The organism is Peribacillus sp. NPDC006672, assembly GCF_050274955.1.
Taxonomy (GTDB): domain Bacteria; phylum Bacillota; class Bacilli; order Bacillales; family DSM-1321; genus Peribacillus.
Genome location: NZ_JBNNOR010000001.1, coordinates 339,110 through 365,307, shown reverse-complemented (window position 1 = coordinate 365,307; position 26,198 = coordinate 339,110). Strand labels below are relative to the sequence as shown.

The following is a 26,198-nucleotide window of genomic DNA, read 5'->3' as shown; positions in this document are numbered from 1 at the left end:
CCCTATACTTTTTCTTTTTTGTTTTTACCGAATAAGCCTTGTGGCATGAAAATCAAGATAAGAATCAGTACGACGAAGGCTACCGCATCACGCCATAATGAGTAACCGGCGGCACTGACCAAAGCCTCGATGACACCAAGTAATAAGCCTCCGACCATGGCGCCCGGTATAATCCCGATCCCTCCAAGTACGGCGGCGACAAATGCCTTCAACCCCGGAAGCACACCCATAAGCGGTTCGATTTTAATATAATAAATGCCGAAAATGACGCCCGCTGCCCCAGCTAAAGCGGAACCGATTGCAAAGGTTGCAGAAATCGTGTTATTAACATTTATCCCCATCAGCTTGGCTGCATCCGCATCGAATGAAACGGCTCGCATGGCTTTTCCTATTTTTGTTTTATGAACGATGATTTGAAGAATGATCATCAGGACTACAGCCACTCCAAAAATCAAAACCGATTGACTATTGATGGAAACTCCAAAGATATTGAACTTGTCCGTCGGCAATACATCATTCGGGTAAGCCTCCGGCTGTGCACCCCGGACGTAGATGAATCCGTATTCGATTAAAAGGGAGACCCCGATGGCAGTGATAAGTGCTGCAATACGCGTAGCGTTTCGTAATGGCTTGTATGCGATGCGCTCGATTATCACTCCAAAGAGCGCACAGATCGTCATCGAGATTAATAGAGCGGGCACAAATGAAAGATCCAGAACCGTTATCGAGTAAAATCCAACGAATGAGCCGACCATGAAGACATCACCATGTGCAAAGTTTATCAATTTAACAATCCCGTAAACCATCGTATAACCGAGAGCGATAAGGGCATAAATACTTCCTAGTGAAACCCCGTTTATTAACTGCTGTATTAATTCCATGTTCGACTCTCCTTGAAAAATCTAATTTTGTAATGTGATAATCCAGACTCTTTGCATTCCGCCAAGGGGAAGTTCAGTGACCTGGTATACCTGAAAAATGAGAATTCGCCAGCACCTTCTTATATGACGAAGGGCCGGCGAAAGGGTTGGAGTTGTTCTCCGAAATTAAGGATTGATTTTTGTGTTAAATACTTGTTTTCCCTCTTTAAATTCAAGGATGGTAGCGGATTTGATCGGATTATGTTTTTCATCCAATGTAAAAGTACCCGTTACAAGCTCAAGGTTTTTCGTTTTTTCCAGCGCTTCTTTAATTTTTTCTGAATCGGCTGAACCGGCACGTTTGATCGCATCGGCAAGGAAGTATCCTGTGTCATATCCTAGAGCGTTAAATGCATCCGGGGATTTATCTTTGTACTTCGCTTTAAAAGATGACACAAATTTCTGAATTTTCTCATCAGGGTCGCCTGAAGAATAATGGTTCGTTATGAACGTGTTATTTAGCGCTTTTGCACCGGCAATTTCAACTAGCTTAGGAGAGTCCCAGCCGTCTCCGCCCATGAATGGGACATCAAGTCCAGTTTCACGCGCCTGCTTCACGATCAGACCAGCTTCCTCATAGTAACCAGGCAGGAAGATGAAATCAGGTTTTGCCGATTTCAAACGAGTCAATGTGGAACGGAAATCCGTATCCTTCGCAATGTAAAATTCCTGAGTTACGATCTTTCCGCCATTTTTTTCGAATTGTTCTTTAAAGGCTGCAGCTAATCCTTTTGAATAATCACTTGCGCTGTCAATATAGATGGCCGCACTTTTCGCTTTGATTTCTTTAGTGGCAAAATTTGCAGCAACCGTTCCTTGGAAAGGATCGATGAAGCTGGTCCTGAAAATGTAATCATTCAATTTATCCTTGCTGAAAGTGATTTCAGGGCTTGTACCAGAAGGTGAGATGACCGGCACTTTATTATCTTGTGCAATCTGCACTTGTGCAATCGAGTTCGTGCTTGTCGCTGCACCCACGATCGCTGCAACCTTATCTTGTGATGTCAGCTTGATTGCGGCGCTAGTCGCTTCTGAAGCTTCAGATTTATTATCGACTTTTATTAGTTTGATTTTTTTTCCGTCAATGCCTTCTTTATTGATTTCTGCAGTCGCAAGTTCCAGGCCTTCTGCAATTGATTGACCATATGAGGCTACACCGCCTGATAATTCAAGGTTGACACCGATCTTGATCGTTTCACCGTCCCCGCTTGTTTTATCTGATGAACCGGAGCCGGAACAACCCGCTAGAACTCCTGCAGCAAGTGTTAGAGAAAGGAATGCCCCTGCTAATTTTTTCTTCTTCATAAATAATCCCCCCATTTTGTAATCATAGCTCTGATGCATGAATATTTATTCAAGATGCCCCAGAAAAAATTAATTAGATGAAATTTTTCAAATTAAATTAATATTTCGAAAAATAGTTTACCGCATAATTTTCATTCCGTCCATACAATAATTATGAGCATATTTCGCTAAATAGTATATTTTTCATAGGGAGGAAAATGTCATTTTTATCTTTGTATATTTTAAATATTGCGAAAATAAAGGGTATTATCAGAAAAAACTGATAATTTAATTATGTTGAAATTGTAAAATCATCATTTATTGACCAAAAAATTTTATTCAATCTCATATTTTAAACATCCTATTAATTACATTTTTACCAAAATACTTTTATACCGATAGGGAATTAAACCCAGTTCCCAAGCTCCTTTTTAGTCTTAATTCCTATATCAAATTTGAATAATTCCCTTTTGGATGCATAAAATCATGCATGAATCTCCTGTCGTATAAGTTGGCATTTTTGCCCGGTCCTTCTCTTTTTTTCGTCCCCGTCTATATGATATGGTTTAGACAAAAAAAAACTGACCCCTATAGAGTCAGTCAACTTATTATCAATCGTTTACACGGCGAACTTCAATGTCTTTTAGAATATCATTGATTACCCAGCTTGCCGCAATTAAGCCAGCTACAGATGGTACGAAAGCATTCGAAGATGGCGGCATTTGGGCTTTACGGATTTTTGCCTCATCATTGCCGACTTCTTTCCGGACATCCTCACGAATGACAATCGGGCTTTCGTCCGAGAAGACTACGGGAACTCCCTTTGTGATGCCTTCTTTACGCAATCTAGTACGAATGACCTTTGCAAGCGGATCTGTATGCGTTTTGGAGATATCGGCAATTTGGAAACGCGTAGGATCCATTTTATTAGCGGCCCCCATGCTTGAAATCACCTTGATATTCCGTTTCAGGCATTCCTTCATCACATGTATCTTATAAATGACCGTATCGGATGCATCAATGACATAATCCAGGCCATAGCTGAAGAATTCCTCAAACGTTTCTTCTGTATAGAACATTTTCAGGGCGATCACTTCGCAGTCAGGATTGATGTCTTGAATGCGATTTTTCATCAATTCCGCTTTCGGTTGACCGACTGTTGATAATAGTGCATGAATCTGCCTGTTTACATTAGTTATGTCGACATCGTCCTTATCCACAAGAATAATACGGCCGACTCCCGTGCGTGCCAATGCTTCAGCTGAAAAAGAACCTACGCCTCCCACACCCAGGACAGCAACGGTCGTGTTTTTCAGTATATCGATGCCTTCCTTGCCAATTGCTAATTCATTTCGTGAAAACTGATGCAGCATATATATTCAACTCCAATAAATTCTGTTCTTATTTAGCTTCCCATTTAACAATATATCATAAACATCATTTATGACAAGCGAAATATGAGCAGTCTAATCGGAATTAATGTACTAGGTCATTTTTGATAATTTTTGAAGGATGGTAGCCAGCAGGTGAGTCCGTTCTGTCAGGCTGGGAATATCCAAATACTCCTCATCACTATGTGCATTCCCTCCAATGGGCCCGAGTCCATCCACTGTCGCTATACCCAATTCTGAAGTAAAAGAAGCATCTGATCCTCCACCCGTGGCCGTATCTGTTATTTGGATGCCAATTTCCTTTCCAGACTGACGGATAGTCTCTAAAAGCAAATTCGTTTTCTCGTTCTTTTCCATGGGAGACCGGTCCATTTTCCCGCTTAATACCGTTTTCGTCCCTGGAATATAGGTTTCAGCGCAGATTTTTTTCAATTGTTTGAGGATGATGCCTTCTTGCCTTTTTTCAGAGATCCGCACATCCACAAAAGCGGCCGCATGGGAAGCGATGATATTGACAGCAGAACCTCCTTCAATCATGCCGACATTAACGCTGATTCCTTTCTTTTGATCATTCAATTGGTGTAAGGCGATGATTTTATGAGCCAATTCTTCAATTGCACTTCGACCCTTTTCCGGTTCGATCCCTGAATGGGCGGCCACCCCCGTTATATCCATTTTAAATTGCCCGCAGCCCCTTCTTGCCGTGACCAGTGAACCATCCGCCCTTGCCGGTTCAAGAATTAACGCGAACTTCTTATTGGCCGCCTTTTCCGATATGAGTGAAGCGGACGACGGAGACCCGATCTCTTCATCACTATTGAGAATGATTTGGATATGCTTATAGCCTGCCTGCCCCGTTTGTTTCAAACAAAGGATCGCATAAAAAAGCAAAACCAAACTAGCCTTCATATCAGCTACACCAGGACCGTAAGCCCGATTTCCCTTCACTTTAAAAGGCCGTTTTTGGGCTGTCCCTTCTGGGAAAACCGTATCCATATGTGCGACGACAACAATATGCGGCTGATGCGCGTCACGATGCTGGATGACCAGCTGATTGCCATATTTCTGCTGTTCAACCGTATCCACAATAAAATCCAAGCTTTCAAATTTCGTTTTTAAAATCGAACTAATTTCATCAATACCCTTTTTCGTATGGGAACCACTATCTATATTCACTAGCTGCTCCACTAATTGAAGCATTTCCTTCCTCTTTGCATTCAATAAATCCTTCAAAGCCCTCACTACTTTCTATCCTTGGCTGATTATTATTTCAACCTTACTATAATTTACGAATCTATACTGCGGAATGTTACTTAAATGGGGATATTTAAGTTTAATCGAGAATACTGAAGACTTACTCGATAGAAATTGGGTTTGGTCATGAGTTTGAGGCGTTTACTCGTGGGTTTGAGCACTTTACTCATGAGTTTGGGGCGTTTACTCGTGAGTTTAGGCACTTTACTCGTGAGTTTGGGGCGATTACTCGTGAGTTTAGGCACTTTACTCGTGAGTTTGGGGCGATTACTCGTGAGTTTAGGCACTTTACTCGTGAGTTTGGGGCGTTTACTCGTGAGTTTAGGCACTTTACTCGTGAATTTGGGGCGATTACTCGTGAATTTAGGCACTTTACTCGTGAATTAATCCATCAAGTCTATATACTCTATTTTTATATTGCCCCAAATAGGGCAATTCCAGAGCAGATAGCATTCGTTGCATGATATCGATAGAATCTATTTGTAATAAGAGCCGTGCTTGTTGGTTCGTAATTTTGGGCTCTATGAGGAGGGCATAATCACGAAGAGTTTGAATGTGGGCATCCTTGGAGGCGTAAGAACATTGACCACATGACCATTTGCCCCAGTGATATTGCATATGGAGAGCTGAACAATCAGGGCATTGAACGCTATTAAGCAGATTTTTATCATCAATTTGATACCATTCAAGTATATCCGGATTATATGGGGTATTTTTTTGCAACAATGTGTTCGAAAGTTTATTGCTCTGCCTTTGGGTCAACTGCGCAGAAGGATACTTTTCTTCAATGGTATGAATCTTGGAGATCAGAGTTTCTTTTCCCGTAATTTTTTTGAAAATGGGGGTAAAACCTGGGGTAGTCCTTATGATGGTATTCGAGTTTGCATTAGCAATGAGCGTTTCAATCGGTAGCGAGGGAAAGTTATGAAAAGTGAGCCAATCCATTAAGCAGGATTTTTGCACGTCTACTTGGATTAATGGATCCAGATAAGCTTGTTCCTGTCCATCTTTTGTCCGAATCAATTGAGGATAAGTGCGATCAAAATAGAGCATTCCCGCAAAGTTTTTCACTTCGATGATGATACAGTAATTCCGGGTGATTATAAGGAAATCCATTTGAAAATAACGGCCCCCATCGTTACCTAACCTCAAATCATGTAATACTCGATATTCTTTTGGAAGATCCTTCAACTCATTTCCAATACTCCGCTCACCGCTAAACCCTGTACGAATTTTCCGGAAATCGTTCCTTATCTGTTCCTGTTTTGGATGGTTTGATGTTAGCCTCCTGCTTAATGCCTCCAGTTTGAGCATTTTTATAGGCTTTTCACACGGTTTTAGCATTCATTCGTCAACTCCTTCTCTTTTAGCTTCTTTATTAAAGCCTTCTTTTCCTGCTGGGAAAATGAAAATCAGTATTTTACTATGAGTTTGCTCTGTTTAATTCGTGAGATTTGTTTCTAAACTCGTGTATTTTTGCTATTTGGTCTAGAATTCACACTTTTCACTGTAAATTCACGCTCTTTACTCGTAATTTCACGCCATTCTCCCCGAGTTTAGTCATTTACTCGTGAGTTTACCCCTTTTACTCGTGAATTTGCGCTCTTTACTCGTGAATTCAAGCCTTTTACTCGTGAATTTGCACTCTTTACTCGTGAATTCAGCCATTACTCGTGAGTTTGCACTCTTTACTCGTGAATTCACGCCATTACTCGTAAATTCACGCTCTTTACTCGTAATTTCACGCCATTATCCGCGAGTTTAGTCATTTACTCGTGAGTTTACCCCTTTTACTCGTGAATTTGCGCCCTTTACTCGTGAGTTTACCCCTTTTACTCGTGAGTTTGCGCTCTTTACTCGTGAATTCAAGCCTTTTACTCGTGAGTTTGCACTCTTTACTCGTGAATTCAAGCCTTTTACTCGTGAGTTTGCACTCTTTACTCGTGAATTCAAGCCATTTACTCGTGAGTTTACTCCTTTTACTCGTGAATTTTCGCTCTTTACTCGTGAATTCAAGCCTTTTACTCGTGAATTCACCACATTTACTCGTAATTTCACGCTACCTCGTTAGTTCACGCCATTTATTTGTAAGTTACCATTCTTCACTATTTTAACGCACAAAAAAACCCATGTTTATTTAACATGAGTTGCTTTGTAAGGTGTAAGAGTCCCAATTGTGCCGTTTACGCCTTTGTTTTGAACCCGCTCTCCGCAGGTGGGTGCTCGGTTCCTCGCGTTTGTAAGTCCTCTTCGAGGGAGGCATTTACGCGGCCAGGAAACTAGTGCTCCCGGTAACTATAAGTGTTCGGTCAAAACTTATAGGTTAAAGAACGAACACATCAGGACCCTTACTTCTTGAAAACATCATATCATAATGCTTAACTCTGTTTCAAGAGAAAGCATCTAGGTATTTTTTCATATTTTTCCCAAATTCATTATTTTTTTAGTGCAGCAAGCCTTAGGCTAAGTTCGGCCAATTGCTTGTCACTTACAGCACTTGGTGCGTCAACCAGCAGGTCGCTTGCGCTTGCTGTTTTCGGGAACGCGATGGTGTCTCGAAGGTTCGTGCGGCCTGCAAGCAGCATGACCATACGGTCCAATCCAAGGGCGATTCCGCCGTGTGGTGGCGTTCCGTATTCGAATGCATCCATTAGGAAGCCGAATTGTGCGTTTGCTTCTTCTTCTGAGAATCCAAGGACTTTGAACATTTTTTCCTGAACGTCGCGTTCGAAAATACGCAGTGATCCGCCGCCAAGTTCGTAGCCGTTCAAGACAAGGTCATATGCTTGTGCACGGACGCTTGCTGGGTCTGATTCCAGTTTGTCCATGTCTTCACGGAATGGCATTGTGAATGGATGGTGTGCTGCATAGTAGCGTCCTTCTTCTTCGTCATATTCAAATAATGGCCAGTCCGTCACCCATAGGAAGTTGAATTTGCTTTGATCGATCAAGCCTCTTTCTTTACCAAGCTTGTTGCGAAGTGCTCCAAGTGCATCGGCGACTACGCCTTTCTTATCTGCAACGAATAAGATTAGATCGCCCACTTCAGCTTCCACTACGGATACTAATTGCTCTTGATCTTCTGCGAAGAATTTAGCGATTGGTCCTTTTACTCCGTCTTCTTCAACTTTCAGCCATGCAAGGCCTTTTGCACCGTAAATCGCTGCAAATTCAGCCAATCCATCAATATCTTTACGGGAATAATCCGCATTTCCGTCCTTGACGACGATCGCTTTAACTTGTCCGCCGCTTGCAACGGCGCCAGTGAATACTTTAAAGTCGCTGTCTTTGACGATTTCAGATACGTCTTTAAGTTCCATTCCGAAACGTGTATCCGGTTTGTCGGAACCATAACGGCCCATCGCTTCATTATATGTCATTCTTGGGAATGGCAGTGTTACGTCAAGCCCTTTAACGTCTTTCATCACTTTAGCCATCATGTTTTCTGCGGTGTTAATGATATCTTCTTGGCTCATGAAGCTTGTTTCAATATCGATTTGCGTGAATTCAGGCTGTCTGTCGGCACGTAAATCTTCATCACGGAAACAGCGGGCAATTTGATAATAACGCTCGAAACCGGATACCATCAATAGCTGCTTGAAGATTTGCGGTGATTGCGGAAGTGCATAGAACTCACCTTCGTGTACACGGCTAGGCACTAAATAATCACGTGCTCCTTCAGGTGTACTTTTCGTTAAGATAGGTGTTTCGATATCTAGGAAGCCTTCACCGTCCAAGAAATCACGGATTGCTTTTGTTGTTTGGTTACGCATTTTCAACGTTTCGAACATCGCTGGACGGCGCAAATCCAAATAACGGTATTTCAAGCGGATATCTTCAGAAACATCCGTTCTTTCATCAATGATGAACGGAGGGGTTTTAGCTTCATTTAAAATTGTAACGTTTTCGGCTTGAACTTCGACCGTACCTGTTGTTACATTCGGGTTGAAGTTTGCTTCCTCCCGTTTGATGACTGTCCCTTGGATATCAAGGACATATTCATTACGGATCTTTTCAGCTGTGGCCAAGGCTTCTGCCGAAATGTCCGGATTGAAAACGACTTGGACGACTCCGCTTCTGTCACGAAGGTCGATAAAGATGACCCCGCCCAAATCCCGACGTTTTTGTACCCATCCTTTTAATGTTACTTTTTCACCAATAGCTGCTTCTGTCACTTCACCATTGAAGTATGTTCTGCCAAACATGGTATTTCCCCCTTAAGCCTGTAGCTTTTTGAATTGTTCAACGAATGTGGCAAGATCCATTTGGACTTGTTCACCGGTTTCCATGAACTTCACGTTGATTTTATTATTTGCCAATTCCTCATCACCGAGTGTCGCCACATATCTCGCTTCAAGGCGGTCGGCTGATTTAAATTGAGCTTTCACTTTACGGTCTTGATAGTCTTTTTCAACAGTAAAACCGGCATTCCGCAATTGATGGGCAAGTTTGACGGTATAATCCTTGGCCGTTTCACCTAATGAAACAAGATAGCAGTCAATACCCTTTTTGATCGGAAGCTCGATGTTTTCCGCTTGCAGTGCTGCAATCAGGCGTTCAATGCTAAGCGCAAAGCCGATTCCGGGTGTTTCCGGCCCGCCAAGTTCTTCAGCCAGCCCGTTATATCGGCCGCCTCCACAAAGTGTTGTAATGGCGCCAAAGCCCTCTGCATCACTCATGATTTCAAAAGCGGTATGATTATAGTAATCCAAGCCCCGCACTAGCGTCGGATCCTCGACGAATTCGATTTCCAAGTCCGTAAGATGCTGTTTAACCTTATCGAAATAAATACGGGATTCATCATTTAAATATTCAATGATGGATGGCGCCGTGTTCATCAATTCGTGATCGCGATCTTTTTTGCAATCCAGGATACGCAATGGGTTTTTTTCCAGACGATTTTGACAATCACTGCAAAACTCGCCAATACGAGGTTCAAAATGTTTGATTAATGCATTCCGATGCGCTGTCCGGCTTTCCTTATCACCAAGGCTGTTGATCACAAGTTTCAGCTTTTTCAATCCAAGTTCTTTGTACAGGTTCATCGCAAGTGACAGAACCTCTGCATCGATTCCCGGATCCTTACTTCCTAAAGCTTCGATGCCGAATTGAACGAACTGACGGAAGCGGCCTGCTTGTGGACGTTCGTAACGGAACATCGGCCCGATATAATAAAGCTTGACCGGTTGATTGGCCCACCCGAACATTTTGTTCTCGATATAAGACCGTACAACCGATGCGGTGCCTTCCGGACGAAGGGTTAGATTCCTTTCACCGCGATCTTGAAATGAATACATCTCTTTTTGTACGATATCTGTTGTATCCCCTACACCACGTAAAAATAATTCCGTGTGCTCGAAAATCGGTGTGCGGATTTCTTTATATTGGTAACGCTGACAAATCTCACGCGCTGTCTTTTCGATATACTGCCAAATTTCCGTTTGTCCAGGCAATAAATCCTGGGTACCTCTAGGAATTTGAATAGACATATATGTTTCCTCCTTTAAAGCAAGGCGCCCTTTCTGATACGGCGCTATACTGATTTTTTCCAAACAAAAAACTCCCGTCCCTTGTAACTTATCCGTTACAAGGGACGAGAGTTTGAATATCCCGTGGTGCCACCCTAGTTGAAGCACAAAAAATAAGTGCCCCGCTCAAAAACAGTTAACGCCTGTTTTACGTCCATCTCCTATTAAGAAAAAATCCGTTCGGAGTGAAGCCTACGGAGGGTTCTTTCATTAAGTCATCATGTGGAATGCTTTCAGCCTCGGCATTTCCTCTCTTTCCATGTGTTTCTTAATTACTCTTCTCCATCATTGGTTATTGCAGTAATTAGTCTGATATTTTATAATCATACGGACGTTAACTTCAAATGTCAAGGCAGGCTTCAGTATTTTGTCGCGTTTTATCGGTTAAAATGTTTTTTCAAATTTTTGATCGTCCGGACATTGACCCCGAATTCGGATGCCAATTCAACAAGGTTTGAGCTTTGTTCCTTCTGGATGAAATCGTGAAAATCGACACCTAATACTTGATTGCCTCCGCTTAAGCTCGTTTGATCTTTTTCGCTGAATTTCATGTAGTTCCCTCCTAGAGTTATATAAGCTTTATTCTTTCCTAAAAAAAATGTTTTTTGCACAGGGAAAGAGGAAATTTTTTGTTGAACGAGAATACATACATATAGACATTAAAAGGGAGAGACAACTTATGAAGAAGAAATCGGGTTTATTCGGCCTGATCCTAATGCTGATTATGGCAGCAATTTTCCCCGTCGATCACGCTTTCGGAAAAGATGAAGGGGAAATTATCGTAACGTCCAAAGTGGTCAATGTCCGTGAAGGCGCGGGTCTCAGTTTCCCTATCGTGAAAAAATTAGAAAAAGGGGAATCCTATCCAATCCTGAAAGAAGATGGTGACTGGATCGAAATCCGGATCGGCATCGGTAAAACTGGATGGGTTGCCAATTGGTTAGTGGAAAGAACATCGGATTCGAACACCAACCTGGTCAAAAAGGAATCCGGACAAGGAGTGATATCAGGCAGCTCCGTCCGCGTCCGTACAGGTCCCGGCACAACATTTCAAACGGTTGGCTCCTTGAATGAAGGAACAGCTGTCGACATCATTGAAAAGAATGAAAATTGGATAAAAGTCAAAACATCGGATCTTGAAGGCTGGGTCTCTTCTGATTACCTTAAGCTTCCCGCCGCTTCCGATAATGCAGCGAAGAAAGTTTCACCTAAGAAAAAAGAAGCAACGAAACAATCCGTAAAAACAGGAGTCACTTTGGTGGACCGGCTCAATGTCCGTTCGGAACCATCTAGAAGCAGCGCTACGCTCGGAAAGATAAATAAAGATACGTCAGTGACCGTTTATCGCATTGAAAATGAATGGGCAGAAATTGATTTCCAAGGCGTCCGCGGTTGGGTAGCTGAACCTTACATACAAATAAGCCAAGATAAAGGTGATACGAAAATCAATTCGGCAGGAGCCACTGCAAGGGTGACCGCAACAGGTTTAAATGTTCGGAAAGATGCATCTCTAAACAGCAAGGTCATCGGTTCGGTGAACAAAGATGAGACTTACGCTGTCTTACAAACAAAGGGAAAAATGACGCAGATCCAGCTTTCCGGTTCAAAAAAGGGCTGGGTCGTGAGTTGGTACTTGGAAAAAGAGAATGTTGAACAAACGCCAAGGGAAAAGAGGATTGAGGCAAAAGGAAACAAGATTACCATCATTCATGATGGAACGATTCTTAGAAGTGAGCCTGATGGCAACTCGGAAATCGTGAAGCAGGCCAATGAAGGAGAAACGTTTTCCGCAACAGGTATGGAAGGCGACTGGTATTCGATTAAACTAAAGAACGGGAAAACCGCTTATGTTGCGGGGTGGATCGTGACGATTGAAGGGAATTCCGAGCAGATCCAACGCCCTGGGGTTGAAAAATATTTAAAGGATAAAACAATCGTTATCGATCCCGGCCATGGCGGCAGGGATAGCGGTACAGTTGGGGTCGGTGGCACTCTTGAAAAAAACTTGACAATCCGGACGGCCGAGTTGCTGCGGGACAAACTTCAGGCCGCAGGGGCCAAAGTGATATTGACCAGAAGCGGCAATACCTATGTGCCGCTCCCTTCCCGGGTCGGCACCTCACATATCCATAACGCGGATGCTTTCATCAGCCTCCATTATGATAGCACCAAGGACCAGATCACCAGCGGGATAACAACATACTACTATCATGGCTACCAACGTTCATTGGCCACTACACTGGCCAATTCACTCGGTTCCACCATGCAGGTGCCCAACCGTGGATCACGATACGGGAATTTTCATGTTATCCGTGAAAACAAACGGGTAGCTACACTTATTGAACTAGGTTATTTAAGTAATCCAGTGGAAGAATTGACGTTAACATCGAATGAGTATCAAGAAAAAGTCACATCCGCCATTTATAATGGATTGGCGCGATATTTCAAATAAAGACGAGCCAGCTTCCCATACGAAGCTGGCTTTTCATTTCGCCGCCACTGATTTTCTAAAAACAAAAAACCTGCCGCAGCAGGTTATTTTTTGCTTTCCAGTATTAATGTAACGGGACCATCATTAGTAAGCTGAACGTCCATCATGGCACCGAATTGACCTGTTTCCGTATGGACGCCCTTTTTCCGGAGTTCCTCGTTAAATGCTTCATATATTTGATTCGCCTTTTCAGGACGGGCGGCGTCCATGAAGTTCGGTCGACGGCCTTTACGGCAATCGCCATATAGGGTGAATTGCGAAACGGATAAAATCGAACCTCCCACTTCCAATAGTGAGTGGTTCATCTTTTCATTTTCATCTTCAAATATTCTGAGATTGACAATCTTATCGGCCAAATATGCGGCGTCATCGATGGTATCCCCATGGGTGACACCAACCAACAGAACGAGCCCGCTGTCGATTTGACCGATTATTTGGTCTGCCACAACGACTTTTGCGGCTTTGGAACGTTGTAAAACAACACGCATGGTAATAAAAACTCCTTAGTTCATTATCCTTCTAACGGAATAAACATCTGAAATTTGTTTTATACGGTCAACGACCTTTTGTAAATGGGCAATGTTATGAATATAAATCGACATGTGAATGGTCGCCACCTTATTCCTGTCGGATTTACCCGAGACCGCTGAAATGTTGGTCTTGGTTTCATTGACGGCTTGCAGCACTTCGTTTAATAAGCCGCGACGGTCATACCCGCTGATTTCAATTTCAACGATGTATTCCTTGCGTTCGTTAATCGTGCTTTCCCATTCAACCGGTACCAGGCGATGATCGGAATCCCCGCTTTCCAGGTTCGGGCAGTCTTGTCTATGGACTGAAACTCCACGGCCTTTGGTTATATAACCAACGATTTCATCCCCGGGAACTGGATTGCAACAGCGCGATAAACGGATAAGCAGGTTATCAATCCCCGGTACCCGTACACCTGAGTCACGTTTTTTAGATGAATTAGAAAAGGTTTTCAGATCTGCTACCGCTTCTGAAATATCCGCTTCTTGCTCGACCATTTTTTGCTTACGCCATTTTTCGGTAAGGCGGTTAGCCACCTGAAGTGCTGTTATTCCGTTATATCCGACTGCTGCATACATATCTTCTTCATTCAGGAAATTGAATTTATCTGCAACACGCTTGATGTTCTCGACAGTCAGGATTTCTTTCAGCTCGAACTCCATATCCTTGATTTCCTTTTCAACAAGCTCTTTGCCTTTTTCGATATTTTCTTCTCGGCGCTGCTTTTTGAAAAATTGGCGGATCTTATTTTTCGCTTGAGATGTTTGAGTGAGTTTAAGCCAGTCCTGACTTGGACCATATGAATGCTTAGATGTCAAGATTTCAATGATGTCGCCAGTTTTCAGTTTATAATCCAGCGGTACCATTTTCCCGTTCACTTTGGAACCGATCGTTTTGTTTCCGATTTCCGAGTGAATCCGGTAAGCAAAATCAATCGGGTTGGATCCTGATGGCAGTTCGATGACATCGCCTTTTGGTGTGAAAATGAATACCATATCAGAAAAAAGATCAATTTTAAGTGATTCCATGAATTCCTCGGCATTTGTCGCGTCATCCTGGAATTCAAGAATTTCCCGGAACCAAGTCAATTTTTCTTCTAATGAAGGCTGTTCACCGACATCTTTACCTTCTTTATAAGCCCAATGCGCGGCAACCCCGAACTCCGCAATGCGATGCATATCAGAAGTACGGATCTGCACTTCGAGCGGATCGCCTTTCGGTCCGATCACCGTCGTATGGAGCGATTGATACATATTTGGCTTAGGCATGGCGATATAGTCTTTAAATCGGCCAGGCATCGGCTTCCAGCATGTATGGATGATCCCTAAAACGGCATAGCAATCTTTTATGCTATTGACGACGATCCGGACTGCAAGCAAATCATAAATTTCGCTGAACTGCTTATTTTGCAAAGCCATTTTTCGATAAATGCTGTATATATGTTTCGGTCTGCCGGAAAGGTCAGCCTTAATGTTGACTTCCTCAACGTTTTTACGCACTTCATCAATGACTTCTTCCAGATACTGTTCACGTTCTGCACGCTTTTTCTTCATCAGGTTAACGATTCGGTAATACTGCTGAGGATTCAAATACCTTAGTGCAGTATCTTCAAGTTCCCATTTAATCGTACTGATACCAAGACGATGGGCAAGCGGTGCGAAAATTTCCAGCGTCTCGTTCGATATCCTTCTCTGCTTTTCCTGCGGCAAATGCTTCAATGTCCGCATATTGTGCAGTCTGTCAGCAAGCTTGATCAAGATGACCCTAATATCCTGGGCCATCGCCACAAACATTTTCCGATGGTTTTCCGCCTGTTGCTCTTGCTGTGATTTATACTTGATTTTCCCTAATTTGGTCACGCCATCTACGAGCATGGCGACTTCAGGACTGAAGTTTTCTTCAATATCCTTTAGAGTGATCTCCGTGTCTTCAACAACATCATGTAAAAAACCTGCCGCAATAGTTGCAGGGTCCATTTCTAGATCAGCAAGAATGCCCGCCACTTGAATCGGATGAATAATATACGGCTCTCCCGATTTACGGAATTGTTCTCGGTGAGAATACTCTGCATACTTATACGCTCTATGAATAAATTCAGCTTCTTCCGGCTGAAGATATAAGCTGGCCCGTTCTACAACCTGCTCGGCAGTCAATATTTGATCATTAGCCATTTAATCACCTTAACCCCACTTTAACTGCCACCGGATATGATCCGGATTGAGTATGATTGGTAGCACTTCCCTTTATTCTGCAAAACGTGACAATTTTTGCGAAAAAAAATAAATCCGCTTAAAACGGATGCAAGTGCAAATAAACTTATTAGCAGAAAAACTCTTTATTATTACTATTATCGAAAAAAAAGCCTAGGATGTAAAGGGTTAAACGTGTATTTTATGAAGAATACTGCATTTTTTCACTGGAAATTCGACAAAATCCCGTTAAATCGAGTTAAACAGAAAGAGCACCCTGGTCAGAGTGCTCTTCTTTATTAAAAGCTCATTAATGTCAAGACATCATAGCCGTCTAATTTATCTTTACCATCCAAGTCCGTCAATTCAATAAGGAATGCAATCCCGGCAACAATTCCGCCAAGCTGTTCAACCAAATCGATCGTCGCTTCGATTGTACCGCCTGTTGCAAGTAAATCGTCCGTAATCAGGATACGCTGTCCCGGTTTAATGGCATCTTTATGGATTGTCAAAACATCCTTGCCATATTCTAAACCATATTCGGCTTTTATCGTTTCACGCGGAAGTTTTCCTTCTTTTCTCACTGGTGCAAAGCCCACTTCCAATGAGTATGCGACTGGACATCCGATAATGAATCCGCGTGCTTCCGGTCCGACCACTAAATCGATATTTTTATCGCGGGCGTACTCGACGATTTGGTCTGTTGCGTATTTATAAGCTGCGCCGTTATCCATTAATGTTGTAATATCTTTGAAGACAATACCCGGTTTCGGCCAGTCTTGTACAATTGTTACATATTGCTTTAAATCCATTGCTTTGTTTCCTCCTCAAGGTCTGTTGCCTCATGAACTAAATAATGATTGAACCAATCGAATAATTGCTGATAGGAAGAATAAACAAGCTCTTGTTCAAGCTCAAATTGCTCTTTCTTTCTTATATACGATTCAGATTCACTGAGATCGCGTTTTTTCGCATTGGTCGTGAGCATGATTAACCCATTCTCTATTGTAACAAAATCAAGCTCAAAAAACACCTTAGAAATGAAATCCACGGTATCTCTTGACCAGCCGCGGTACTTGGCAAGGTCATCACCATATCTTTTCACATCGAGCGGGCCCTTTTTGGCGAGGAAGGCATAAAACCATTTAAAATGGTCCCTTGTTGGCATCGTACTTAAGAAATGGTCCTGTTCATGGGAAAGGTGAGCGTAAATACGCGATGGATTCTTATTGGCAATCACCCTTTTCAAATATTCCCTTAACGGTGGCATGTCCATAAATACCACATGTCCTTCGAAGCAGTCGAGCTGATCTGCATCCTGTCCATTTTTGATATGAATGAGATCGGGATGGTTTTGTAAAAATGGATATCTACTATAAATATCTTCCGAGAAAATGACGATCTTCCGGTTTTGTGCCGGAATGTCAGCAAGCCACTTCTCAGCCTGACCCTTGCCGCGGTAATCGAATAACTGCCAATGGTTTACTGAGACATCCTGGACAAAAATCTGGGGTTTTTTCATATTATTCCACTCATTGATGGAAAGCTCTCCAATCACTGAGACTTCAGCGTGCGGAGCTATTTCATCCACAAAATGACCGAGACCGAACCCCACTCCATCAAGTTTATGATTTTCACCATCTTCTAGCTGCACTTTCAAATGATTTTGGTTTGCACCAATTTTGCGGACACTTGAAAGTTGTACGGAATCGATCAAAATCTTCGGCTTAGGATTCGTAACCCCAAATGGCGCCAGCAGGCTCATCTCCTGAATCGTTTGTATGGAAACTTCAGCTAAAGTCGTAGCCCCGTCCAAATTTGTAATGGGTGTGAAGTCCTCTTCGTTCAGTTGTTCCTTCGCAATCAAGTTCATGCGGTCCCTAAGCTCCTGAACATCTTCAATTTTCAATGTCATTCCAGCAGCCATCGGATGTCCACCAAAATGAGGCAGTAATTCGCGGCAGGTGGAAAGACTTTCAAAAAGATCGAAACCGGCGATGCTCCGGGCAGAACCTTTGGCGTATCCCTTTTCCCGGTCATAGCTCAATACAATCGTGGGCCGGTAAAAGCGTTCAACAAGTTTAGAGGCCACAATCCCCACAACTCCGGCGTTCCAGCCTTCCCTGCCGATGATGAGCACACCATTTGACTCCGGCGGGAAATTCTCCTCGACTTCAGCAATCGCTTCTTCCGCCATTGCTGCAACCATTGCCTGCCGTTCTTTATTGATATCATTGATTTCATTGGCAAGTTCCGTCGCTTCTTCCAGGTTTTCAGACATCAATAAATCCACAGCGGGGTCGGCATCTCCAAGTCGTCCGACTGCATTGATCCGCGGTGCCATCGCAAAACCGATCGATTCTTCATTCAATGCTTCCTGCTGAACATTTGCCACTTTCATTAGGGCAACAAGCCCCGGACGGCCAGTCAAACGCAACTGCTCGATCCCTTTCGCAGCGATGAGGCGATTTTCCCCTTGTAAAGGCACTAAATCCGCAATGGTGCCGATGGCCGCTATTTCAAGCAAATCCTCTGGCAATTCCCCTAGCAAAGCGTGTGCCAGCTTAAAAGCGACACCTACTCCGGCAAGATCTTCAAATGGATAGGAACTGTCCTCAAGTTTAGGATGTATGATTGCCAATGCCTCAGGCAATTCCGGTCCCGGTTCATGGTGATCGGTCAAAATATAATCCATGCCAAGCTCGCCGGCAAGTTTCGCTTCATCGACTGCAGAAATTCCGGTATCGACGGTTATTAACACCTTCACCCCTTGCTCAGCTGCAAGGCGGAACGCCATCGGATTCGGACCATAGCCCTCTGTAAACCGATTCGGGATATAAAAATCCACATCGGCCCCCAACCTCGTTAGCGCCGTCATCATCACTGTGGTCGATGTCACGCCATCTGCGTCATAATCACCGAAAATCCGTATTTTTTCTCCATTTTGAATGGCTTCTCTTATTCTATATACTGCTTTATCCATATCTTTGAGTAAAAATGGATCATGAAAAGTTTGATTTTTTACAAATAAAAATGATCGGGCACTTTCAATCGTATCTAGGCCTCGATTCACAAGCAGAGCTGCAACCAAAGGTGTGATATGAAGCTCTTCAGCTAGTACAGCAACTTTGTTTTCATCGGCAGTTCGCAAGTTCCACCGAGTTTTTGGTTTTAACATGAATTCACCCCTCAACTTACTTATTATACAAAACGAATATACCGGTTTCAATTTTATTTTAAACTCAGTTATGGCTGTAATTCCCTATTCAATAAGCTGGTCTCACAAAAAGAAGGCTGGCATCATGCCAGCCTCCTCTCAGCTATTAAACTTGTCCTTCAAGACTTTGTTTCTTTTCTTTTGCGGTGTTCAGCGGACCTTTCTTCTTCAATTCCCTTATTTTTAAATCAAGCCACAATTGAGAAGCAATCAATAGCGATGAATACACGCCGCATATTAAACCGATAAACAAGGCAATGGAGAAGTTTCGGATAGCTTCACTACCGAAGATCATCAACGCGATAACCGTAATGAGAACAGTTAGTACTGTGTTAATGGATCTTGTCAAAGTCTGCCTGATACTGATATTTACAATATTCTCAAGCTCTTCAACGGTTTTGACTTTACGACTGAAGCGTAAGTTTTCACGAATACGGTCAAAGGTTACAATCGTATCATTGATCGAATAACCGACGATCGTCAGAACCGCAGCAATGAAAGTGATATCCACTTCAAGTCGAAGTACACTAAAGATCGTAATAATAAAGAATGCGTCATGTATAAGCGCGACGACAGCAGGTACAGCCATTCGCCATTCAAATCGTATCGATACATACAAAATGATTCCGAGTGATGCTATCGCTAATGCTTTCATGGCATTTTTCGCAAGTTCTTTTCCAACTGTCGGGGATACGGTGCTAACATTCGGTTCTGCTCCGTAATCTTCCTTGAAATGGTCCTTCAATTTTGCGATTTCCTGTTTATTAAGCACACCGACTGTCCGAACGACAGCATTTTTATTTTCTTTTCCAGCGAGCCTGACATCCTTGATATCCTTCGCGTCAATACCGACCTTGACCATCTCGGTTTCGACTTGTTGGGTCGTCAAGACATCTTTGGACGCAATCTCAATCCGGGTACCGCTCGTGAAATCAATACCTAGATTCAATCTGAAGACGAGCAGGAAAATGATCCCGATAATCGTTACACCGATTGAAATGCTATAAAAAACTTTCCGATGTTTGACGAAATCGATTTTATCAAAGCGTGTTGGCAATGACATTAAATTAATTTTCTCGGATAAATCGTGAATGTATTTCTTCTTCACGCCAAACCATGATGTCCGTTTGTCAAGGAACCCGCTATTCACCCACAGGCTCATGAAAAGACGTGTACCATAGACGGCTGTAATGAAACTCATTAAAATCGAAATGATTAAAGTGGTCGCAAACCCTTTAACGGAACTTGTTCCAAAATAGAACAGAACAGCCGCAGCCAGCAAGGTCGTTAAGTTGGCATCCATGATCGTAGCCAGTGAATTTTTCGTACCTTCTTTATAGGCTGCTTTTACCGAACGGCCAAGTTTCAATTCATCTCTGATCCGCTCGTAGGTTATGATGTTGGCATCGACAGCCATCCCGACCCCGAGTACCAATGCCGCAATACCAGGCAGCGTAAGGACTGCATTCATCCAATCGAACACCAATAGCGTCAAGAAAAGGTATATGCTTAAAGTGACGACTGCAATGAATCCAGGGAAACGGTAATACACAAGCATGAAGATGAAAACAAGTGCAATTCCGATGATTCCTGCAAAAATAGTATCATTTAGTGCACCTGCACCAAATTGAGCACCTACAGAAGTGGAGTACTTTTCCTTTAGATCAACAGGCAGGGCACCTGCATCCAGAAGGGCTGCAAGCTCTTTCGCTTCTTCCAACGAAAATTGACCAGTGATAAATACCTTCTTCGTATTAAAAACTTCACTGACAGCTGGAGCGGATATCATATTGTCCTGTGAAGCCGGATCTTTAAAGGAATCTTTTCCTTCCTCGAAATCCAACCAGATTGCAAGTACATTTGTCGGACGTTCCATCGAGGAAATTTTTTGAGTGATTTCTTTAAACTTATTCACATCTTTCAATGTGACTTCAACAACCGGTTTATTTTCTTGGAACGTTTGTTTCGCGCCCCCTTCTTTCAGGTCAGCACCAGTCATCATTTCCTTATCGTTGTAATCACGGAAGGATAATTTAGCTTGGGTCGAAAGGATTTCCCGAGCTTTATTTTGGTCTTTAACTCCGGCCAATTGGACACGGATCCTGTCCTTCCCTTCAATTTGAATACTAGGTTCATTGACACCTAATACATTGACACGCCTCTCAAGGGAGCTCACTGTAGCTTTCAAAACTTCCGGAGTAACCTTTCCCCCAGACAGCGGTTTTACTTCATATAACACTTCAAAACCGCCTTGAAGATCAAGTCCCAGCTTGATATCCTTTAGGATTCCTTTTGAAGTCGTTCCCATCGCTGCGAAAATCAAAAGTACGATTAGAAAAAACGCAACGACCCTGCTTCTTTTTACCATTATGTAGTAGGCCCCTTTCTATAATACGCCTGTTCCTGAAGTTAAAAAAAAACTGACTTTTTTTGTTTATATGATAATTGCATACCTTTTGCTTCTTGAGAAAAAAGACATAGCTTCCCATGTTTTTTCCAAAAAAAGCATAACCATATCTATTATGAGTCATATACAAACCGCTGTCAATTTAAGTATATCTTTGGTTTATTCCTTCAAAAGATCCTTCAGCTCATCTTCAGAAAGCGGCTCAAAAAGGTTGGGTGATTTATAAGCTTCAACCATTTGGAAGGTCATGAACTGATTGCTCGAAAAAGTCACAATGTCGGCTACGAGTTCGTGAATGTGAATGTTTTCCTGCGGACGTTTCCATTTATTTTTGGTTAAGGTTCCCCATATGTCTTCTTCTGTTACGGCATTCAATCCAACCATTTGAAATTCCTCACGCTTGCTTTTTAAAAATGGACGTACCTTTACATAATACCTTTGATAGGGATGATTCTTTTTCGTCATCACTTTGCCTCCAGTAAAAATGATTCTCAAATGAATGCGCATTTTCTTAGAAGGAAATGCGATCATTTGTAAGAACGCAAACACTTTTGTCATGCTTTGTCCAAGTACAAGCATATAGATAATTGTATAGCATAACCGCTTTTTTGAGAAGGCAGGGAGGGAGTTCAATGTCCAAGTTTTTAAAAGGGACGCTGATTTTATTAATCGCAAGCCTGATTACAAGGGTTCTTGGGTTCATTAACCGTATTGTCATCGCCCGCTTCATCGGCGAAGAAGGCGTTGGTTTATATATGATGGCTTTACCGACCCTATTTCTCGTCGTGAACATTACCCAGTTAGGCCTGCCTATCGCCATTTCCAAATTCGTGGCTGAGGCCAATGCCCAAGGTGATGAACGGAAAGTCAAGAAAATCCTTGTCGTCTCTTTGGCCTGCACCTTTACTCTATCGATGATTTTCACTCCTGCAATGCTGTTTTTTGCGCCGGTTCTCTCAGAATACCTATTCACTGACAAACGGACGGTATGGCCGCTCATGGCAATTGCTCCTATCGTACCAATCATCGCCATTTCATCCGTACTGCGCGGATATTTCCAAGGGAAGCAAAATATGAAGCCCTTCGCTTTCTCACAAGTCATCGAACAAGTGGCACGAATCACTTTCATAGCCGTCCTGACGAAGGCCTTTTTGCCATATGGAATCGAATACGCTGCAGCCGGGGCGATGTTCGCTTCGATTATCGGCGAACTTGTTTCTCTCATCTACTTATTGACTAGCTTTAAATTAAAGAAACATTTTAAGTTCCGGAAAGGATTCTTCAAGAATGTCAAATCAGGAAAAGGAACGTTCACCGAATTGATGGGGATCGCCCTTCCTTCCACAGGAAGCAGGATGATTGGATCGGTTTCGTGGTTTTTCGAACCGATCGTGGTTGCCCAGAGTTTGGCAATCGCCGGTGTCACCGCGGCAGCAGCCACCAGCCAATACGGGGAATTGACGGGGTACGCACTGCCTTTACTCATGCTTCCTTCTTTCGTTACGTCATCATTGGCGACGGCACTTGTCCCCGCAGTGAGCGAAGCCCGTACAACTGGAAACTTTCTACTCGTTGAGCACAGGCTTCAGCAGGCCCTGAAAATCACCTTTATCACAGGCTGTTTAGCTGTCGTCATTCTGTTCGTTTTTGCCGAACCTATTTTACAAGTCATGTATGGTTCTTCCCATGCTGCTGTTTTCATTAAATTCCTGGCACCTTTTTTTATCCTTTATTATTTTCAATACCCGCTACAGTCCATGCTTCAAGCACTGGATCTAGCAAAAGCCGCAATGTTCAACAGCCTGGCTGGGAACATCCTTAAAATTGGTGTGATTTGGCTGCTGGCGTCGAAGGAAAGTTTCGGGATCATGGGAGCCGCAATCGGGATAGCCGTCGGTACGATGCTCGTTACCTTTCTGCACTTTTCAACCGTGCTGAAAGTCGTTCCTTTCACGCTTCATTTCCGAAGCTATATGTCAGCTTTGGGCCTTGCCTTAATTTCAGGCTGGGGCGGTTATTTTCTTTATAAAGTCCCGCTCTCCTCACAGCCACTTGGCGCACGGCTTTTGCTATCCGTGACGGTCGTAATCCTGCTGTTCACATTTTTCCTCCTCATGACAGGCAGCATAAAAAAAGCGGATTTGATCAGGATTCCTGTAGTGGGCGGCTTTTTGTCAAAGTTTGCTTGGAAATAAATTGAACCGAAGCATTTAACCGCTTCGGTCATTTCTTCGTTTCATTCTTATCGATGTAAAATTGGCCATCTATGTATCCGCAAATCGAAATCTCTTTAATATTCGTTTCTCCCATTTTTTTTAACTGGTACCGGAGCCAAAAATGGTTTTTGCCAATTTTTTCGAGATTAGTCTCCTGAATCTCTCCGTCGATTATAAGGGGGTAGGGAGTTTCTACACTTTCCGACCTTTCTTCTTGCGTATTTTTAATCACCGAGAGCTTTCCTGAAGTTTCAAGGATGGCAAATTTAACAACGTTTAAATCATTAATTCCTTGTTCACGAAGCTGGGTCAATAAGTCATCAAAATTATATCGTTGTTTACGCATCGCTTTTTCATCTATTTTCCCCTGATTGATAATGATCTGCGGCTTACCGTCCATGAAATTGCGAAACCTGACACTTTTCAATGAGATAAATGCCAATGTAATTTGGAGGAACGCGAGGACAAACATTGGGATAGTCTGTCGAACAAACGGTCTTTCCAAATCTTCAAAGGATAGCACGGCAATATCCCCTATCATGATGGATACCACTAAATCAAGAACGCTAAGTTCCCCTACTTCCCGCTTACCCATCATTCGAAAAAGGAACCAGATGACTAGATAGATCACTGTTGTTCTAAAAATAATAGCCAGATAGGTTTCCACTTCATTTAACACATCCTTCATCCATAGCATGGCTTGGGAACTGAAAAATTACTCCATAATCTTTTCTAATATTATGGGAAGCTTCTGTAAACCTGGTCTAAAGGTTCCATACCGGGAATATGCTTGTACTAACACATAAACAGGCTATAACGTAACAGCCTTTTAAAAAGGAGGAATACCCATCGAAACTAAAAAAATGAGTGTCGCCGTAATTTATGGCGTAGGCTCCATCTTTGCCATAGCGATGATTGCAAGTTTAATCGTTTCCATCCTTCTTCGTTTTACTTCATTGACGGAATCATCCCTGACATACGTGATCATGATCGTGTCCTTTTTATCGCTGTTCATTGGTGGATTCATTTCAGGAGGCAAAGGGAAAAAGCAAGGACTATTCTTAGGCGGAAGTACTGGGCTGCTTTATCTGTTGGTCGTGTTCCTTTTTCAATATTTAGGTCACGATGCCCTCTTCACCATCAAGCAATGGATCTACTACGGCTGTTTTGTCATTACGGCCATGATGGGTGGCGTGCTTGGGGTCAACATGAGCTCCGAATCACGCACCAATTAAAAAAACACAGCAAAAAAACCGGGCACATGGCCCGGTTTTCGTTTGTCTTATAATGTTGCTTCTTTATTTGGTGCGCTTTCCGTAATTTCACGGATTGAAGCACGGTCGAAAGTAAGTTTTGTACCGTCTGGTGATTTAATGACGATTTTCAATTCATCGATCGAATCGATTGTTCCGTGCATGCCGCCGATAGTAGCAACTTTATCACCTTTTTTCAAACTGCTTTGCATGCTTTGCGTAGCCTTTTGGCGTTTTTGCTGCGGACGGATCAATAAGAAATAGAACAATACGAACATTAAGATCAACGGAAGTATTTGTGTTAAAGAACCCATTTGTAAATTCACTCCTTTCATTCTTTAAAATATGTATGGAATTAGAAGTTTTTTGCATTTGGCTTATTGAAACCATATTGTTCAAAAAACTCTTCCCTAAAGTCTCCAAGGCGATCTTCTCGAATTGCTTGTCTGACCTGTTCCATCAAGTTTAACAGAAAATGAAGATTATGATAAGTCGTAAGACGAATACCAAAGGTTTCTTCACATTTAATCAAATGGCGGATATATGCCCGGCTATAATTTTTACAAACATGACAATCGCAATTTTCATCTATTGGACCAAAATCACGAGCATATTTCGCATTTTTCACAACCAGTCGGCCATTGCTTGTCATCAACGTACCATTACGTGCAATACGTGTAGGGAGTACGCAATCAAACATATCGACGCCGCGGAGCGCACCATCAATCAATGAGTCCGGTGAACCGACTCCCATTAGGTAACGCGGTTTGTTAGTTGGCAGTAATGGACTTGTAAATTCAAGGACACGGTTCATGATATCCTTCGGTTCCCCAACAGATAATCCTCCAATAGCATAACCCGGGAAATCAAGGGAGACAAGGTCTTTCGCACTTTGTTTACGAAGATTTTCAAACTCTCCACCCTGAACGATACCAAACAACCCTTGATCTTTTGGACGCTCATGCGCATTCAAGCAGCGTTCTGCCCAGCGTGATGTCCGCTCAACTGACTTCTTCATATACTCTTCGGTTGCCGGGAATGGCGGACATTCATCGAATGCCATCATAATATCGGAGCCAAGTGCATTTTGTATTTCCATCGCTTTTTCCGGAGATAAAAATAATTTATCACCATTGATATGGTTTCTAAAATGTACGCCCTCTTCTTCAATTTTACGGAATTCACTCAAACTGAACACTTGAAAACCGCCAGAGTCGGTTAATATCGCCCGATCCCAGTTCATGAACTTATGTAATCCGCCAGCTTCCTTGATGATTTCATGTCCTGGACGCAGCCATAAGTGATACGTATTGCTTAGGATGATGCCTGCTCCCATTTGTTTCAAATCTTCTGGTGACATCGTTTTGACAGTAGCCATTGTTCCAACCGGCATAAATGCTGGTGTTTCAAAAGAACCATGCGGCGTATGAACTCGACCTAGCCGTGCCCCTGTCTGTTTACATGTTTTGATTAACTCATATCGTATTGCAGTCAACGCAATAACTCCCTTCAAGAGC

General features: G+C 42.8%; 22 protein-coding genes, 1 other RNA gene and 1 other annotated feature. Of the genes, 5 read left to right on the top strand and 18 right to left on the bottom strand.

The window, feature by feature from the left end; all coding sequences use genetic code 11:
• Window positions 1-2 precede the first annotated feature (2 nt).
• The 4 genes from ACQKKK_RS01805 to ACQKKK_RS01790 all read right to left on the bottom strand — a co-directional run bounded on the left by ACQKKK_RS01805 (window position 3) and on the right by ACQKKK_RS01790 (window position 4,795).
• Window positions 3-881, bottom strand: a complete 879-nt coding sequence (locus ACQKKK_RS01805) for a branched-chain amino acid ABC transporter permease (RefSeq protein ID WP_061464210.1) — start codon at window positions 879-881, stop codon at window positions 3-5.
• 165 nt (window positions 882-1,046) lie between these two features.
• Complete coding sequence (locus ACQKKK_RS01800) at window positions 1,047-2,225, bottom strand: ABC transporter substrate-binding protein (protein ID WP_427613637.1); 1,179 nt, start codon at window positions 2,223-2,225, stop codon at window positions 1,047-1,049.
• Window positions 2,226-2,815: 590 nt separating this feature from the next.
• The gene (locus ACQKKK_RS01795) at window positions 2,816-3,577 is read right to left on the bottom strand and encodes a tRNA threonylcarbamoyladenosine dehydratase (RefSeq protein WP_427613636.1); all 762 of its coding nucleotides are present in this window, start codon (window positions 3,575-3,577) and stop codon (window positions 2,816-2,818) included.
• Window positions 3,578-3,688: 111 nt separating this feature from the next.
• A complete protein-coding gene (locus ACQKKK_RS01790; protein ID WP_427613635.1) occupies window positions 3,689-4,795 on the bottom strand; it encodes a M20 family metallopeptidase in 1,107 nt (368 codons plus the stop codon).
• A gap of 180 nt (window positions 4,796-4,975) precedes the next feature.
• Between ACQKKK_RS01790 and ACQKKK_RS01785 the strand changes: the two genes are divergently transcribed.
• Window positions 4,976-5,236, top strand: coding sequence for a hypothetical protein (locus ACQKKK_RS01785; protein WP_427613634.1), 261 nt, complete (start codon window positions 4,976-4,978; stop codon window positions 5,234-5,236).
• Here the strand turns inward: ACQKKK_RS01785 and ACQKKK_RS01780 are convergent.
• A complete protein-coding gene (locus tag ACQKKK_RS01780; RefSeq protein ID WP_427613632.1) occupies window positions 5,222-6,193 on the bottom strand; it encodes an NERD domain-containing protein in 972 nt (323 codons plus the stop codon). The genes ACQKKK_RS01785 and ACQKKK_RS01780 overlap by 15 nt on opposite strands.
• A 431-nt stretch (window positions 6,194-6,624) precedes the next feature.
• Between ACQKKK_RS01780 and ACQKKK_RS01775 the strand changes: the two genes are divergently transcribed.
• Window positions 6,625-6,963: a hypothetical protein gene (locus ACQKKK_RS01775; RefSeq protein WP_427613631.1), complete on the top strand. Its 339-nt coding sequence runs from the start codon at window positions 6,625-6,627 to the stop codon at window positions 6,961-6,963.
• 49 nt (window positions 6,964-7,012) lie between these two features.
• Here ACQKKK_RS01775 and ssrS read toward each other — a convergent pair.
• From ssrS to ACQKKK_RS01755, 4 genes are all read right to left on the bottom strand, one after another.
• Window positions 7,013-7,198: non-coding RNA, 6S RNA (gene ssrS / locus ACQKKK_RS01770), on the bottom strand.
• Between the two features lie 86 nt (window positions 7,199-7,284).
• Window positions 7,285-9,054 carry an aspartate--tRNA ligase gene (gene aspS / locus ACQKKK_RS01765; RefSeq protein ID WP_427613630.1) on the bottom strand — a complete coding sequence of 590 codons (1,770 nt, stop codon included), beginning with the start codon at window positions 9,052-9,054 and terminating at the stop codon, window positions 7,285-7,287.
• Between the two features lie 12 nt (window positions 9,055-9,066).
• Complete coding sequence (gene hisS / locus ACQKKK_RS01760; protein ID WP_427613629.1) at window positions 9,067-10,338, bottom strand: histidine--tRNA ligase; 1,272 nt, start codon at window positions 10,336-10,338, stop codon at window positions 9,067-9,069.
• A gap of 97 nt (window positions 10,339-10,435) precedes the next feature.
• Window positions 10,436-10,675, bottom strand: a binding site (T-box leader).
• A gap of 79 nt (window positions 10,676-10,754) precedes the next feature.
• Window positions 10,755-10,928 (bottom strand): hypothetical protein, encoded by a 174-nt coding sequence (locus ACQKKK_RS01755; protein ID WP_427613628.1) that lies wholly within the window; start codon window positions 10,926-10,928, stop codon window positions 10,755-10,757.
• Between the two features lie 128 nt (window positions 10,929-11,056).
• Between ACQKKK_RS01755 and ACQKKK_RS01750 the strand changes: the two genes are divergently transcribed.
• A complete protein-coding gene (locus ACQKKK_RS01750) occupies window positions 11,057-12,829 on the top strand; it encodes an SH3 domain-containing protein (protein ID WP_427613627.1) in 1,773 nt (590 codons plus the stop codon).
• Window positions 12,830-12,912: 83 nt separating this feature from the next.
• Here ACQKKK_RS01750 and dtd read toward each other — a convergent pair whose 3' ends face one another.
• The 6 genes from dtd to ACQKKK_RS01720 form a co-directional block, all read right to left on the bottom strand.
• Window positions 12,913-13,356, bottom strand: a complete 444-nt coding sequence (dtd, locus tag ACQKKK_RS01745; protein WP_427613626.1) for a D-aminoacyl-tRNA deacylase — start codon at window positions 13,354-13,356, stop codon at window positions 12,913-12,915.
• Between the two features lie 15 nt (window positions 13,357-13,371).
• Entirely contained in the window at window positions 13,372-15,570 is a 2,199-nt protein-coding gene (locus ACQKKK_RS01740) for a RelA/SpoT family protein (protein WP_427613625.1), read from the bottom strand.
• Window positions 15,571-15,887: 317 nt separating this feature from the next.
• Window positions 15,888-16,400, bottom strand: coding sequence for an adenine phosphoribosyltransferase (locus tag ACQKKK_RS01735; RefSeq protein ID WP_427613623.1), 513 nt, complete (start codon window positions 16,398-16,400; stop codon window positions 15,888-15,890).
• Window positions 16,391-18,766, bottom strand: a complete 2,376-nt coding sequence (gene recJ / locus ACQKKK_RS01730) for a single-stranded-DNA-specific exonuclease RecJ (protein ID WP_427613621.1) — start codon at window positions 18,764-18,766, stop codon at window positions 16,391-16,393. Before recJ ends, ACQKKK_RS01735 begins: the two co-directional genes overlap by 10 nt.
• A gap of 145 nt (window positions 18,767-18,911) precedes the next feature.
• Complete coding sequence (gene secDF / locus ACQKKK_RS01725) at window positions 18,912-21,173, bottom strand: protein translocase subunit SecDF (protein ID WP_427613619.1); 2,262 nt, start codon at window positions 21,171-21,173, stop codon at window positions 18,912-18,914.
• 198 nt (window positions 21,174-21,371) lie between these two features.
• Window positions 21,372-21,677: a post-transcriptional regulator gene (locus ACQKKK_RS01720; RefSeq protein WP_185147790.1), complete on the bottom strand. Its 306-nt coding sequence runs from the start codon at window positions 21,675-21,677 to the stop codon at window positions 21,372-21,374.
• Window positions 21,678-21,844: 167 nt separating this feature from the next.
• On the opposite strand from ACQKKK_RS01720, the gene spoVB reads away from it, so the two are divergent.
• Window positions 21,845-23,407: a stage V sporulation protein B gene (gene spoVB, locus ACQKKK_RS01715; protein ID WP_427613617.1), complete on the top strand. Its 1,563-nt coding sequence runs from the start codon at window positions 21,845-21,847 to the stop codon at window positions 23,405-23,407.
• A 28-nt stretch (window positions 23,408-23,435) separates the two neighbouring features.
• On the opposite strand, the gene ACQKKK_RS01710 is transcribed toward spoVB, so the two are convergent.
• The gene (locus tag ACQKKK_RS01710) at window positions 23,436-24,095 is read right to left on the bottom strand and encodes a DUF421 domain-containing protein (RefSeq protein WP_427614044.1); all 660 of its coding nucleotides are present in this window, start codon (window positions 24,093-24,095) and stop codon (window positions 23,436-23,438) included.
• Between the two features lie 196 nt (window positions 24,096-24,291).
• Here ACQKKK_RS01710 and ACQKKK_RS01705 point away from each other — a divergent pair, with 196 nt between their 5' ends.
• Window positions 24,292-24,663 (top strand): TIGR04086 family membrane protein, encoded by a 372-nt coding sequence (locus tag ACQKKK_RS01705; RefSeq protein WP_061464226.1) that lies wholly within the window; start codon window positions 24,292-24,294, stop codon window positions 24,661-24,663.
• A 47-nt stretch (window positions 24,664-24,710) separates the two neighbouring features.
• Here the strand turns inward: ACQKKK_RS01705 and yajC are convergent, their stop codons facing one another.
• Both yajC and tgt read right to left on the bottom strand, forming a co-directional pair.
• A complete protein-coding gene (yajC, locus tag ACQKKK_RS01700) occupies window positions 24,711-24,995 on the bottom strand; it encodes a preprotein translocase subunit YajC (protein WP_427613615.1) in 285 nt (94 codons plus the stop codon).
• A 41-nt stretch (window positions 24,996-25,036) separates the two neighbouring features.
• A complete protein-coding gene (gene tgt, locus ACQKKK_RS01695; protein ID WP_056528321.1) occupies window positions 25,037-26,176 on the bottom strand; it encodes a tRNA guanosine(34) transglycosylase Tgt in 1,140 nt (379 codons plus the stop codon).
• Between the last annotated feature and the right edge of the window lie 22 nt (window positions 26,177-26,198).